Source organism: Streptomyces sp. H39-C1 (assembly GCF_027158125.1).
In the GTDB taxonomy this organism is placed as follows: domain Bacteria; phylum Actinomycetota; class Actinomycetes; order Streptomycetales; family Streptomycetaceae; genus Actinacidiphila; species Actinacidiphila fildesensis.
This window is the reverse complement of sequence record NZ_JAPVLS010000097.1, coordinates 19213-32423: the sequence shown is the minus strand read 5'-3', so window position 1 is coordinate 32423 and position 13211 is coordinate 19213. Positions and strand designations below refer to the sequence as shown.

General features: G+C 68.1%; 12 protein-coding genes and 6 pseudogenes. 11 read left to right on the top strand and 7 right to left on the bottom strand.

Annotated features, from left to right (window positions below):
* The 3 genes and pseudogenes from O3W51_RS40005 to O3W51_RS39995 all read right to left on the bottom strand — a co-directional run.
* Positions 1-1078 (bottom strand): annotated as a pseudogene (locus O3W51_RS40005) (Mucin-19); the annotation flags it as partial.
* Positions 1078-1713 (bottom strand): helix-turn-helix domain-containing protein, encoded by a 636-nt coding sequence (locus O3W51_RS40000; protein WP_138357174.1) that lies wholly within the window; start codon positions 1711-1713, stop codon positions 1078-1080. The pseudogene O3W51_RS40005 and the gene O3W51_RS40000, both read right to left, overlap by 1 nt.
* Positions 1714-2247: 534 nt before the next feature.
* Entirely contained in the window at positions 2248-2730 is a 483-nt protein-coding gene (locus O3W51_RS39995; protein ID WP_138357173.1) for a hypothetical protein, read from the bottom strand.
* A gap of 1070 nt (positions 2731-3800) precedes the next feature.
* On the opposite strand from O3W51_RS39995, the gene O3W51_RS39990 reads away from it, so the two are divergent.
* The gene (locus O3W51_RS39990; RefSeq protein WP_138357172.1) at positions 3801-4106 is read left to right on the top strand and encodes a hypothetical protein; all 306 of its coding nucleotides are present in this window, start codon (positions 3801-3803) and stop codon (positions 4104-4106) included.
* 100 nt (positions 4107-4206) lie between these two features.
* On the top strand, positions 4207-4410 hold the full coding sequence (locus tag O3W51_RS39985) for a hypothetical protein (protein ID WP_138357171.1): 204 nt from the start codon (positions 4207-4209) through the stop codon (positions 4408-4410).
* A 211-nt stretch (positions 4411-4621) separates the two neighbouring features.
* On the opposite strand, the gene O3W51_RS39980 is transcribed toward O3W51_RS39985, so the two are convergent.
* Both O3W51_RS39980 and O3W51_RS39975 read right to left on the bottom strand, forming a co-directional pair.
* Complete coding sequence (locus O3W51_RS39980) at positions 4622-5380, bottom strand: ISAs1 family transposase (protein WP_269288734.1); 759 nt, start codon at positions 5378-5380, stop codon at positions 4622-4624.
* 61 nt (positions 5381-5441) lie between these two features.
* A pseudogene (locus O3W51_RS39975) lies at positions 5442-5771 on the bottom strand (transposase family protein); the annotation flags it as partial.
* 146 nt (positions 5772-5917) lie between these two features.
* On the opposite strand from O3W51_RS39975, the pseudogene O3W51_RS39970 reads away from it, so the two are divergent.
* The 4 genes and pseudogenes from O3W51_RS39970 to O3W51_RS39955 form a co-directional block, all read left to right on the top strand.
* Positions 5918-6859 (top strand): annotated as a pseudogene (locus tag O3W51_RS39970) (IS4 family transposase); the annotation flags it as partial.
* Between the two features lie 178 nt (positions 6860-7037).
* Positions 7038-8099 (top strand): group II intron maturase-specific domain-containing protein, encoded by a 1062-nt coding sequence (locus O3W51_RS39965; protein ID WP_269288738.1) that lies wholly within the window; start codon positions 7038-7040, stop codon positions 8097-8099.
* Positions 8100-8171: 72 nt separating this feature from the next.
* Positions 8172-8690 (top strand): annotated as a pseudogene (locus O3W51_RS39960) (IS30 family transposase); the annotation flags it as partial.
* A gap of 52 nt (positions 8691-8742) precedes the next feature.
* Positions 8743-8985 (top strand): integrase core domain-containing protein, encoded by a 243-nt coding sequence (locus tag O3W51_RS39955; protein WP_187145226.1) that lies wholly within the window; start codon positions 8743-8745, stop codon positions 8983-8985.
* 278 nt (positions 8986-9263) lie between these two features.
* On the opposite strand, the gene O3W51_RS39950 is transcribed toward O3W51_RS39955, so the two are convergent.
* Entirely contained in the window at positions 9264-10862 is a 1599-nt protein-coding gene (locus O3W51_RS39950) for a serine/threonine-protein kinase (protein WP_269288732.1), read from the bottom strand.
* A 64-nt stretch (positions 10863-10926) separates the two neighbouring features.
* On the opposite strand from O3W51_RS39950, the pseudogene O3W51_RS39945 reads away from it, so the two are divergent.
* Positions 10927-11115: pseudogene (locus tag O3W51_RS39945) on the top strand (IS6 family transposase); the annotation flags it as partial.
* Positions 11116-11198: 83 nt separating this feature from the next.
* Here the strand turns inward: O3W51_RS39945 and O3W51_RS39940 are convergent.
* Complete coding sequence (locus tag O3W51_RS39940) at positions 11199-11405, bottom strand: hypothetical protein (protein WP_269288739.1); 207 nt, start codon at positions 11403-11405, stop codon at positions 11199-11201.
* On the opposite strand from O3W51_RS39940, the gene O3W51_RS39935 reads away from it, so the two are divergent.
* The 4 genes and pseudogenes from O3W51_RS39935 to O3W51_RS39920 form a co-directional block, all read left to right on the top strand.
* On the top strand, positions 11313-11807 hold the full coding sequence (locus O3W51_RS39935) for a pentapeptide repeat-containing protein (RefSeq protein ID WP_269288737.1): 495 nt from the start codon (positions 11313-11315) through the stop codon (positions 11805-11807). The two genes, O3W51_RS39940 and O3W51_RS39935, sit on opposite strands and share 93 nt — an antisense overlap.
* Before the next feature lie 2 nt (positions 11808-11809).
* A complete protein-coding gene (locus O3W51_RS39930; RefSeq protein ID WP_244809757.1) occupies positions 11810-12157 on the top strand; it encodes a hypothetical protein in 348 nt (115 codons plus the stop codon).
* A 208-nt stretch (positions 12158-12365) separates the two neighbouring features.
* On the top strand, positions 12366-12533 hold the full coding sequence (locus tag O3W51_RS39925; RefSeq protein WP_269288730.1) for a hypothetical protein: 168 nt from the start codon (positions 12366-12368) through the stop codon (positions 12531-12533).
* Positions 12509-13210 (top strand): annotated as a pseudogene (locus tag O3W51_RS39920) (IS630 family transposase); the annotation flags it as partial. The gene O3W51_RS39925 and the pseudogene O3W51_RS39920, both read left to right, overlap by 25 nt.
* Position 13211 lies beyond the last annotated feature (1 nt).

The window sequence follows — 13211 nt, the reverse complement described above, 5'->3', positions numbered from 1 at the left end:
TCAGCACCCCGTCCGACCCGTGGATTTTCAGCGCCTTCCACAACTCCACGAACGCGTCGCGCCCCGTGGCGGGGGCGGCGTCGCCGACCCCGAACCACTCCCCCACACTGCGGATCTCGGTGTGCTGGTCGCCGCGCTGCCACCGGCCGACGGGGTTGCGCGGGTGCACCAGGTGCCCGGCCATCCGGTCCTTGCCGCGCGAGGCCTCCACCGTCCAGGCGTCCCCGGGCGGGGCGTTCAGCCACGCGGCGACCGCGTCGCGCAGGAACGGGTGCCGAGCGGCATCGGCGTGCCACGGGTCGCCAGCGGTGACGTAGATCCGCTCCACCGTGGCGGGCAGCACCGCGTACACCGCGGCCAGAATCTCCTCCACGGACGCCGCACCGAGCTGCACGCGCACCGTCTGATCACGGTGCACCAGAACGCCGGTGCTGGTGTCCAGGAACGCCATCGCCCGCGCCTGCTGGGTGAAGTTCGGGCGGGTCGACGTCAGATTCGGCGTCACCGCGAACCACCGGTCCCCCTCAGGGCCGGCCGGGATCGAGGGGAGCTCCCGCTCCCCCGCGTCCGGCACCGTGACCGGCACGGGCACCGAGACGGCGGCCGCCGTTGCCGGGACGTCGCCGTGCTCATGGTCCTCGACGGCCTCGTCCGCGACGGCGGCCTCCGGGCCCCCCTGCGGGGCAGCGAGGTCGGCGGCTTCGGGCACCACTTCGGCGGCCGCGGGCGGGGCGGGGTGGCGCAGGTCTGGAACGAGCGCTCCCGCAGCGGCGATCTTCCCTGCGGGCGCCTGCGGCGTGGCGTGGTCATCCGGGTGGGCAGGTGCCGGTGAGGGTGTGTCAGGTCCGGAGGCGGGCACGGGGGGGCCCAGGGAGGGCACCAGGGCGACCACGTCGATCACCGCCAGGCCGGCGGCCGGGGCGATCCGGTCGGCCTTCGCCTTGTCGTGCTCCGCCAGCAGCGTGATCCGCCGGCCGCGTTCCGCCTCGAGCTTTGCCAGGGCGGCCTGCGCCTTCTTGATGTCGTCGCGCAGCGTGCGCAGTTCGGCCAGGGTGGTGGCGTAGGTCTTGGCGTCCATCACGATCCCTGATGCGGTGCGGATGAGGTGGCGGCATGGCCGCTGGTGGGACGGGTCGTGACGTAGGCGATGGCTCCGCCCGAGTGCGATTCCAGACGGGTTCCCAGCAACAGGCCGGCGGTAGCCCGGCCGTCGGCATCCGGGGCGGTCAGATGGGTGACCGGGCGGGCCAGGTCGGTGAGGTGGCCGGCCAGGATGGCGTCGGGGAAAGTATGGCGGCCCGGTGCGCTCTTCTCCCAGCGTTGGAGGCCGGTCAGGACGGCCACGACGTATCCCGACAACGTGATCGGCAGTACTCCCCCTGCCGCGACGGCCACCGCATCGCAGCGCCAGTGCCCCCGCAACGCGGCCAGCAGGTCAGCAGGCGGCAGCTCGGCGGCGAAACCGACCCACCGTCGGTTGCCCTCGGGAGCCGGCCGGGCCGTATCCACCCGCAGTACGGCGAGTTCGGGTGCCGCCAGCTGGTGCAGGGGGGTCGGCGCCCGGTCTTTGAGGGCCTGGACCACCGACAGCGGGACCATGACGCGGTTGCCCCGCCGGGACAGCCCCGGCAGCACCCCGGCGTGCACGAGGCGGCGGAACGTCGTGACAGCGCAACCGAGTTCCTCCGCGGCCTGCCCCGTCGTCAACAGCACCACCACACCCCCCTACATACAAACTCTGATATTTGATCAGGGACAGACGGTAACGAATGGGTGGGCACCCGTCAACGAACAACACCCGCCGCGGCGGCGACACCCACCCGTATGTGCAGGTGCGTGACGAGCGGTGATACAGACCGATGTGCTCCATCGTGCTCCCGTATCCCAGGACCGGCCGGTGGCCGAAGACCAGAACCGACCACGCTACGGGCCGGCCGACACCGGGCGGCGTCGTGCCCGGGGCGCTGCGGCTGCGGGGTATTCCTCTCGAGCCGGATACCGGCATCTGCTCGGTGAGCCGGGGAAGATGCGGGCCCGCCCGGGGCCTCGCGTCCCCTGCGCGGTTGGGGCAGCAGCGCCGCTGGGGCGGGGAAGTTGGCGCATATTGTGTGGTGCGCTCCTGTGCGCCGGATACCCCCACGTCAAAGTCGCAGGTCGGGGGAGAGTGCCGGCAGCACCCCCGATTCCGCTTCGTGGCGCGTTATGAACCTTTTCGTCGGAGAGGAAAGCTTTCTTCATCATGCGCTGTCAGACCTGATGGCCAGGATGCCGGGCATGAGTCTTACGTCCTCGCTGAAGGATCCCGCCCGACGCCTCGGTCAGCGCGTCGGCGTGCACGGTCAGGTGGGCGACGCGTGCCGTGTGCAGGCGCAGTTCATCGTCCAGGTGGCAGCCGTCTCGCGCGAACGCTTCCCGTAGGTCGGCCACTGTGTCGGCAGGCAAGCCGTTCCCACCGTACTTTCGGCTCTCGCGGTCCAGGCGGCGCAGCATGCTCTCGAACACCCGCAGGGCCCGGGTTACCTGGTCGTCGTCGGTCCAGTCGACGGATGCGGCGTAGGAGTCGAAGAGCTGCTTGCGGACCCCGCCGTCGCCGGGAGTGAAGTCGGGGTCTTGGGTGAAGTGCTCGTTCTCCCAGTACTCGCCGATCGCCCCTGCCACGAGATCGCTCATCAGTCCCCGGACGGCGTTGCGGGCGGGCCGGGAGAGCAGTTCACGATCAGCGGTGGCCATATAGGCAGATTACGGGGCTGAAGTGTAGAGCCGTCCGTATTTTCTGCCTGCACCAATGGGTTTGTCGCCGAGCCGACCGCCGACGGCCGCACATTCTGCGGGTATCGTCCCGTCCGGATCGTCAGATCTCCCGCGGGCGCATAGGCGCAACGCAGTAGGCCGAGCTGACCCGGGCAAGAGGGGGACCAACGACGGTGCGCAGGAGAGACAGCAACACGGAACCGGCGGCCGGCGGCCGGCGAGCGATCGCTCTGCGGGGCGTACAGCTCGCGCTGCTCGGCCTCGTTGTCGTGCTGGCCGGGCTCCGTTTCGGGGACCGAGACCTCCGCGGCGATGGGAGTGCCATCGTCTTCGGTGTGATGGCCGCGTCCTCGCTGTCCATCGGAGTTCTAGAGCGCTACCGGGCACGCGCTGCCAAAGGTCCCCGATAGCGTCACCCGAGGCAGCATCGCCCGGGCGGTTGCCGCATCCTTGCCGGCGCAACGCCGAAGCTCAGTCCTCGGCTGTTCCAAGCCCGGTACGGTCCGCCTCGCGTGCTCGCCGACGCTTCGTCCTCGGGCGGGTGTACTCCGCCAGGGCAAGACCCGCCTGAGCCACGATCAGGACCAACACCACGATCGAACCCACCCGCGCCACGCCGCCACTACGCAGCGCGTGCAGGCCGAACCACACCAGCGCACTGCACCACCACAACGCCAGAGCGAACCTCCGCGCCCACCCAGGTACACGGCTCACTGCCGGCCACGACCGGGAAACAGCGCGCTGGTAGTCGCCGCCACCGCCGCCCCGAACAACAACCCACCCCAAGCCGAGGCCCCCACAAGCCGGTACGGGTGCGCGACCAGCCCGTACACCACGATGCCCAGCCCACCCCCCACGAGGAAGAACCCACCGCTACGCATCGCAACCCGCCACCGCGGGCGCACTATCCCTGACGTCACGACGCACATCATCCACCCACTCCGACCGCGCCCGCACGAAGATCCGCCAGCCACGGGACATGAGAGCCTGGCAATGATCACCACCCGACGGTAGGTAGGTTCAGGGTCAAGGGAGGGATCGCTGTGCGCGTGGCTCTATGGGTCCTGCTCGGCCTGGTGGCGCTACTGGAATACAGCGTTGGCATCGCCGCCATCGCCGCCATCGCCACTGGACGGATATGGGCGCCCTGGGCCCTGCACCGGGTCCGGCGGCCGACACCTTGGGGATGGGCACAACTCCTCGGAGCCGCCATGCTCACGATCTACCCCCTGCACTTCGGCCTGGGGGTGAACATCCCAGTGATGGCCGTTCTGACCTTCTCACTGATCCTCATGATCGCCTCCGCCGTGCTGAACCACTTCGCCCTCAAAGCTCCGCGCACCCCACCCGGCTGACACCCCGCACCGTCACGCATCACCTGACCCAGCCGCTGAGCCCTAGCTGTTCTGTCCACGGAGGTTCGGATCAGCCTTCCGACCCGCGTACCTTGACGCCATGCGACGACACCGACGAGTGAGCAAGGCAGCCGGATGGCTCGCGATCTGGGCTGCGACCACCGTCGCCATGAGCGTCATCACCCAGCTCGCGGATATCTACACGGGCTGGATGCCCACCGCCGCGACGTCACTGGTGCTGGTGGGCTGCTGGTACTGGAGCGTTCGCACCGCATCACGCCGGGCAGCCCGAGCTCGGGGGTAACGCCCTTTCACCACCCGGGCGATGGTGTGGCAGGTCGCGTGTGAACACGGCGCAAACGCCCGGGAGCTGCGGGCGGGCGGGTCCGGCTACATCCGTGCAGCCCCGACGGCCGAGCGAACAGCGCACCTGGAACTGTGCAGTCGTACGAGGGGTTCCGCGGCGCCCCCGCCCAGGGCTGTTGCAAAGTCTTTTGGTCTTGGATCGTTGCTGGTCAGGCGAGGCCGAGGAGTTCGAGCGGTCGTCGGAAGCAGTCGTAGGACATCGCGCGGAGGCTGGCTGCGATGTTGGTGTGGCCCGCTGCTCGCAGTTGGTTGATCGCGAAACTGCGGAGGGTCGCCATGTTGTCCGGCCCGTGTCCGGTGCGGATCGTGGAGGCGTCCTCGGCGAAGGTGGTGTCGCGCACGAAGTGCAGCCGGTTCTCGATCACCCACTGTGACCTGGCCAGATGCCCGATCCGCTGCGGGGATGCCTGCCGGGCACTGAGGTCGGTGAGCGCGTAGACGGTCTGGCGGCTGACTTTCCCGGATTTCACGTCGGTGCGGTGGCGCAGGATGCGGGCTGCCTGCACTGCGTGCGGGAAGTCCAGGCCGAGGCCGTCCACGGTGAGCACGCGGGTCACCCGCGTCTCTTTGCGCCCGTGTCCCTCCTCGCGGTCGTAGCGCCGCGCGGTGACCCTTTCCCACGGCAGCGACCGCAGCTGGTGATGCAGGCGGGGCTGGTTGGCCTTGACCACCAGCAGGTAGTGCGCCTGCTTCTCCTCCACCAGGAAACGGGCGTGCTCGCGCTGGGTGTGCAGCGCGTCGGCGGTCACCGTCACGCCGGTCAGATCGAATGGTTCCAGCAGGGCGGCGAAGCAGGTGATCTCGTTCGTTTTGTCCGGGACCCGCAGCTGGGTGACGGTCAGTCCGGTGCCGGTCATCGCGGCCAGCAGGTGTGCGGCCGCTGTGGTGGAGGTGCGCGAGCCGGGCACTCTTGCCGTCGACGGCCAGGGTGTTGGCCCCGGCCGGATCGGCGCCGAGCAGGTCCGCGAGGCCGCCGGGACAAACGGCATTGAGGACGCGGCGGATGGTCGCCGCGCTCGGCGCGAGGCGGACGTTGAGCACGGTCCCGGTGCGGGCGCCGAGACGGGCCAGGGCATCCTGCGGTGCCGCCCTGGCCCACTGGCCGATCGCCGCGAACGAGCGTGCTCCGCTCAGCACGGCCGAGCAGGCGATCAGCAGCACGCTCACGAACGGGTGACGCTTCCCCCGCCGATGGCGCGGGTCAGCCAGCGTGGCCAGCCGCTCCGGCAGATACACGAGCCCGCGGTGCTGACGCGAAGGCGACTTGATCAGACAGATACTGGCAGACTGACGGCACATCGAAGCTCCCGTTGGCACAGGCGACTTGGCAAGGTCACCCGCATCAACGGGAGCTTCGTTGCGTTCGTAGCGCCTCCGCCGGACACCGTCACACGGCCACGACCAGCGCACCTACAAGATCAATCCGACTTTGCAACAGCCCTGGTCTGGGACCGGAGCCTTTGCGTGTGCTGTTCGAGCGGGTGGCGCTGCCGTGTGCTCGACGCGGCTCACAAGGAGCGTGGCTGGGCCGGTGGCGGCTGATGGCCATCGACGGGTTCGTGCTGGACATTCCCGATACTCCTGCGAATGACACGGAGTTCGGCCGTTCCGGGGGGACGAAGAACCCCGCACCGTTTCCGCAGGTGAAGATCGTGGGACTGGGCGAATGTGGGACACATGCCGTGGTGGCTGCCCGGCTGGGGCCCTGGCGTGTGGATGAGGGCGCTCTCGCCAAAGAACTCCTCGCCGACTTCGAGCCGGGCATGCTGATCACTGCCGACCGGGGGTTCTACGCGTACCGGCTGTGGGAGGCAGCTGCTGCAACGGGTGCGGATCTGCTGTGGCGCATGCCCGACGGACCTCATCTGCCAGTGGTCCGGTCGCTGAAAGATGGATCGTACGAATCTCTTCTGCTCGATCCGAAGGTCAGAAACCGACGCGCCAACCAGCGTCACCGCGGATCGACCGTCGAGGAGCCGGCAGGGATCCCAGTTCGGGTTGCCGAATATGAAGTGACCAACCGCGAAGGCAAGGGAGAGATCTTCTGCCTGATCACCACGATCATGGACCCCGATGAGGCAGGCGCCGCCGAACTCGCCGCCGCCTACGCAGAACGCTGGGAATTCGAATCCAGCCTCGACGAGATAAAGACCCACCAGCGCGGCCGCGGTGGCGTCCTGCGCTCGAAAACGCCCGACATGGTCGAGCAGGAAATCTGGGCCCTCCTGCTGACCCACTACGCAGTCCGACACCTGATGTGCGAGGCAGCCGACCAGGCAGATATCGACCCCGACAGGCTGTCCTTCATCAGATCACTGCGCATCATCCGCCGCCAGGTCACCGACCAGGCGGCCTTTTCCCCCTCAGCGGCTCACAAACGCTCTTGACGCAGCCCGCCCTGAAATCCTCGAGAGACCCAACCCGCCCCGCCGGAAGCGCACCAGCCCACGAGCCGTCAAACGCGTCCACGTTCACGCCTACCGAAAGAAACAACCCACCGAAACGACTATCCTGCACGCCGACCCACCTCACATCAAAATCCTCGCCGTTTCTTAACTACGCGGCATTGCTCCGCAAGGAGGAGTGATCAGCCCGTTGCTCTTCAACGTGGCCATGCACGGAATGGAGGAAGCCGCAGGGGTCCGCTATTACACCACCGGCAGAGATGCCGGGAGTGCACAAAGCGGCAGCCCTGTGCTGGTGAGGTACGCAGATGATTTCGTCGCGATGTGCACCAGCCGCGAACAGGCCGAGCAGGTCAAGAAACGGCTGGCTGCATGGCTGACGCCCAGAGGACTCGCCTTCCACGAGGACAAGACACGAATCGTCCACGCGGAGAGCGGATTCGACTTCCTGGGATTCAACGTCCGCCGCTATCACGGCAAACTGCTGATCAAGCCGAGCAAGGCGGCCCAGAGACGGATACGGGAACGGCTCAGCACCGAAATGGTGGCCCTGCGAGGGGCCAACGCCGGTGCGGTACTCAAGAAGATCAACCCGATCGTGCGGGGTTGGTCGGCCTATTACCGGACGGTGGTGTCCAGCGAGATCTTCACGGCGCTGGACAATCACATGTGGAAGCTCGCTTATAAGTGGGCCAAGCACAGCCACCCGAACAAGCCGAAGCACTGGGTATCCGACAAGTACTTCGGCCGGTTCAACAGGTCCAGGAGCGACCGGTGGGTGTTCGGTGACCGCGACAGCGGCGCCTACCTGCTCAAGTTCTCCTGGACGAAGATAGTCCGGCACCAGTTGGTCAAGGGGAAGGCGTCCCCGGACGACCCTGCCTTGGAATCCTATTGGGCTCAGCGGCGACGCAAGGGAACCCCTCTACCAATCGACGCTATGACCGTGCGTCTACTACAGGCACAACACGGCCGTTGCCCGATCTGCGGAGGACTCTTACTGCACGCCGACCACCCGCCACAAAGCCCGCAGGAATGGGAAACGTGGCGGGCGGTCATCCGGAAGGCGATCTCCAAGCAATACATCGCGTTTCCGGATGGCAGGACGCCGGACGGTCAACGACTCCGTCTCCTCCACACCCATTGTCTACGGCGGAATGGAGCCGCCGAGATGACAAATCCAGCACTTTTGCCTGCCGGCGAGCCTTTGGGGCTTGCTTGAGCCGTGTGCGGTGAAAGCTGCTTGCACGGTTCTGAGGGGGCGGGGACGCAGCAATGCGTCCCCGCTACCCGACTGATCATCGGGACGGGACGATCCGCGATCGGCACGCTCGTCGAGCGCAGCAGCCGCTCCACACTCCTGGTGCACCTGCCTCGGCTCGAGGGCTGGGGCGAGAATCCGCCCGTGAAGAACGGCCCCTCGCTCGGAGGCTATGGCGCAATCGCGATGAACACGGCGCTTACGGCATCAATGACGAAACTGCCCGAGCAACTGCGCAAAACCCTCACCTGGGACCGCGGAAGGGAACTCTCGGGCCACGCACGGTTCGCCGTCGAAACCGGGACGAAGGTGTTCTTCGCCGATCCGCACTCACCTTGGCAACGACCGACGAACGAGAACACGAACGGGCTGCTGCGTCAGTACTTCCCGAAGGGCACCGACCTGTCCCGGTGGTCGTCCGCAGACCTCGAAGCCGTCGCCCTGGCGATCAACAACCGGCCCCGCAAAATCCTCGGTTGGCGGACACCAGCCGAGGTCTTCGAGGAACAGCTACGCTCACTACAACAGCCAGGTGTTGCAACGACCGGTTGAACTCGCCCAGTACACTTCCCGGGAACTCCGCAGCAAAGTACGCTCGTTGGGAATGCGGGCATCCGTCGGCCGCACGGGCGTCTGCTGGGATAACGCTATGGCCGAATCATTCTTCAGCGTTCTAAAAAATGAACTCGTCCACCGCACTGCGTTCCCGACGCGCGCGCACGACCAGCGTGCGATCGTCCGTTACATCGAGATATTCTACAACCGCCAGCGTCTCCACTCCGGGCTCGGTTACAGGACACCATCCGAAGTCCAAGCCGAGTACGAACAACGGCAATCCGCGGCATAGAACCCCGTCAAACCGCTGTCCGAGAAGCACAAGGCCCCTCACCTTGTGTAGCGCGGAGCCGGCCGTGCAGTGACCGCGTTGCCCGTGAATGGCAGAAAGCGATCCGTCGGCCGGAATCCGCACACGGGCGGCAGACCTGCGAACGCAACCCCGCGGATGCGGTCCGGCGAAGTGGACCGTGACGTGGCGGTCCCTGGACGTCCGCGCCGCGCCCATGCTTCTCAACCGAAATTGCTGTCCGGTCCGGAGGCGCCGTGGTCGCTGGCCGGCGCTGAGGGTCAGCGGGCGCCGAGTGCTTCGGCCAGGATCTGGGCCTGTGCTGTGGTGAGGTGGGTGGCGATCTGGATGGTGCGGCCCGTCAGGCGCTGCATGATGGCGGGGTTGGCGAGCATCCGTTTGCCCTGGGTGATGGCGATTTCGTTGCGGGGCTGTGGCTGGCCTGCGACTTGTCCGGTCAGATCGGAGAACCGGGCGGCGTCCTGACTGTTGAGGGTGACCTCGACGACCCAGTCCCGACCCCCTTGGGCGTCCTCGAAGGTGCGGACGCCATCGAGCTGCCTCACTTGCAGGGCGCCCGGCGTGGTGACGGTGGCGCACGCGCTGCGGTCGTCCGCGGTGTAGGACTGTGCCAGCTCGGTGCCGGGGGCGCGCACGGGTTGGGCTTGGGGGTCGGTGGAGCATACGCCGTCGGTCTTGGTCTCTACGGCGAAAAAGCCCACCGGCTCGTCCGGTGCCACAAGAGTGGGGCCACCGCCCTGCCAGGGCCGCGTCAACAGCAGGGTAGCCACCACGACGACGACGGCCGCTCCGGAACCGATGGCCCACGCCCGTCCCCGCTTGCCCCGCCCGGGCGGGGCGTCCTGGTGCGGGGGCGGGGGTGGCAGCACGGTGGTGCGTTGGGGTGCTTCTACCGGCCCGGTCACTGCGTTCGGGTCCACCCGTTGCCGTGCGTCTTCCACTTCCCGTGACCGGCGTTCGCCGTACCGTTGGATCTCGCTGGTCCAGGCGGGGTCCAGCCAGTGCCGACCGTCCCGGCCTGCCGGCTGCCACCGTAACTGCCCAGCGCAGTCCTGCAGGATCTGGGCGGGCGTGGGCCGGTGAGCGGGGACGAGTGCCAGACAGGGCAGGATCAGGGCGTGGAGTTCGGGACTCAGCCCGGACACGTCGAGGTCGCCGGTCGCTGCCCGCACGAGTTGCTCCATCGCCGGACCGGCGCCGCCGTCCCGGTACGGGGCCCGGCCAACCGCCAGATGAAAGAGCGTCGCGCCCAGCGAGAAGACGTCCGATGCCGGTGTCGTGGCCTGCCCCTGGGCCTGCTCGGGCGCGGCGAACGCCACCGTGCCCAGCACCGCCTGGGTCCTGGTCATATCGATGGCATGGGAGATCCCGAAGTCGATGACCCGGGGGCCGTCGATGGGCAGCAGAACATTCGACGGCTTCACATCACGGTGCACCAGCCCCGCGGCATGAATACTGACCAGCGCCTCCGCGATACCCGCAGCAACCCAGTACAAGGCCTGCGGTCGCAAGGTGCCGCAACCGGCCACCAGATCCCGCAGCGAAGGGGCCGCGATGTACTCGGTAGCCATCCACGGCATCGGCGCCTGCGCGTCCGCAGCCACCACACTCGCGGTGTAAACCCCCTGCACACGCTGCGCGAGCAGCACCTCGCGCGCGAAACGACGCCGGTCCGCCTGGCCGACGACACCGCCTACCTCGTCAGCCAGCAACGTCTTCACCGCGACCATCCGCCCACCCGCGGAGACAGCCAGATACACCCGCCCCATCCCGCCACTGGCCAACTCCCCCAGCACCATGAACGGCCCAAAACGCTGCTTCGACTGCGAACCCTTCACCCCGTCGCTCCGCACGCCCACCCCCCTACTCCACCCCACCCCGCACACCAACGGCCGCCACTCTAACCGCCGTTGATCGGGCAGACGAGCGATGAAGGGCTTCCGCTCCCTCGGATCGGCCCAACGGCTCCTGGCCGCCTTCAGCCGCATCTCCCCCCACTTCAGACCCCGCCGACACCTCCTGACCGCATCCGACTACCGGGCCCAGATGGTCGACCGCTTCACCACGTGGAACCACATCACCACCGGCACCGGCCTGCCCGCGACCACCTGAACCAGGACCTCACCACCGCCCGACACGTCCCAACCCGCAGCCCACCCTCCCCAGCCCCAGCAAGTTGACAACGCCCGCGGGAGCTATACCGGCATCCCGCCAACGATGTCGCCGCCGCCTTGGGTATCCTCGCCGCGCCACTGGCCGAAGGCGTAGTCGTAGACCTGCACGGCGCGGGCCTGGAGGGTGTGCACCTGGTGGGCGCGCACCTGCAGGGCGCGAACCTCCGCGGCGCAGACCTCATCTTCGCGGACCTGACCGGCGCGAACCTGCGTGGCGCGGACCTGCACGGTGTTACCGGGTATTCGCCGCCTGAGCGCCCGACCAAGGAGTTCCCGCCATACCCGTCGCTGATCCCCGCCCCGCCCCGCCCCCTCGCTCCAGGCGAGTTCACCAGGCGTGGCCGAGGCACAGGCCGGACCGGTCGTTGGGGTCCGGGTGACCTGACCGCACTGCTCCTTCAACCGCCGCGTCTGCCCGCCGTCCCCGATCCCGCCATCTCCCACCAGGGGTCTGGGGGCAGGGTAGGCCGACGCGGTGCGCGGAGCAGGCACTATGCGCCGACGGCGACGATCCAGCAGTCGTTGGGCCACTTGCGGGACGCGTGGACCCCGTGCGGCGTGTCTGACTTGGGCACGCAGGCGGGGCTGGTGAAGTGGTTCGTGTCCTTGTCCTCCACGTCTGGGGAATGATCATGATGGGTTTTCGTAGGGCCATTGCGGCCACCGCCTTGGCCGCTGCCGCCGTGATGGCGGCCGCCGGCGCGGCTTCGGCCAGTGACTACTCCGAGTACGGCGAGCACGCTGCGATGGGCCAGCACGTGTTGAGCGCGCAGTGCAACGACGCGACCACCCAGATCGGCGCGGTGAACTACAACCAGGGACCGGTGTGCATCGACTTCGGCTCCCACCACGGTCAGGGCGAGGAGATGAGCCGCGCACTCAAGTCCGACCAGGACCTGATGAACGCCGCATGCAACTCCTCGGTCACCCAGATCGGCGTGGTCAACTACAACCAGGGACCGGTGTGCATCCGCTTCTAAACCGGCGGTGACCGACAGGGACTCGCCCGCACGAGAACGCCCTCTGCCGCGGCCCCCGCCCCCTGGGCACGACGTCCGCTCGGCTCCGGCCGCGGCACGCTCGTGCCAGGCCCAGGTCGGCGCGGGCGAGGAACTCGAGGGATAACCAGGCGCTCGCGATGCTGAAGCCCGGCGGGCGGCCTCCGTCCTGACGGGGGGTGCGGCGGACATGGTGCTGACTCGCGAGCGCCGGGAGCTGATGCGCGAGTGGGTCGGTCCGCTGCACGACGCCCTGCACCGGCCGCTCGGTGTGGCGGAGCAGACCGACCCGCGCGGCTACTTCCGCGTCCCGAAGAACTTCTCCGACGACGGATGGGGCGGCCGAAGGCCGAGTTGACGCTGTCGGATAAGGAACGGGCCGCGCTCGAGGAGTGGGTGCGGCGTCGTTCCACGCCGCAGGCGTGGGCCCTGCGGTGTCGGATCGTTCTGGCGTGTGCTGACGGTGTCTCGAACAAGGACGTGGCGGCTCGACTCGGTTCCACACCGCAGGCGGTGGGGCGCTGGCGGGCCCGGTTTGTGCAGTTCCGGATTGCCGGCCTGGGTGACATGCCGCGTCCGGGTGGCCCCAGGACAGTGACGGACGAGCAGGTCGCCGCGGTGGTCACCAGGACGCTGGAATCCACGCCGAAGAACGCGACGCACTGGTCGACCCGTTCGATGGCGAAGGAAATGGGCTTGTCGCAGTCGACGGTGTCGCGGATCTGGCGGGCGTTCGGCCTGCAGCCGCACCGGTCGCAGACCTTCAAGTTGTCGACGGATCCGTACTTCGTGGACAAAGTCCATGATGTCGTCGGTCTCTACCTGGACCCGCCCGAGCGGGCCCTGGTCTTCTGCGTGGACGAGAAGTCGCAGATCCAGGCCCTGGACCGGTCCCAGCCCGTGCTGCCGATGATGCCCGGAGTTCCCGAGCGAGCCACCCATGACTACGTCCGCGCCGGCACCACCACCCTGTTCGCCGCGCTCGAGATCGCCACCGGCACAGTGATCGGCTCCCTGCACCGCCGCCACCGGGCCG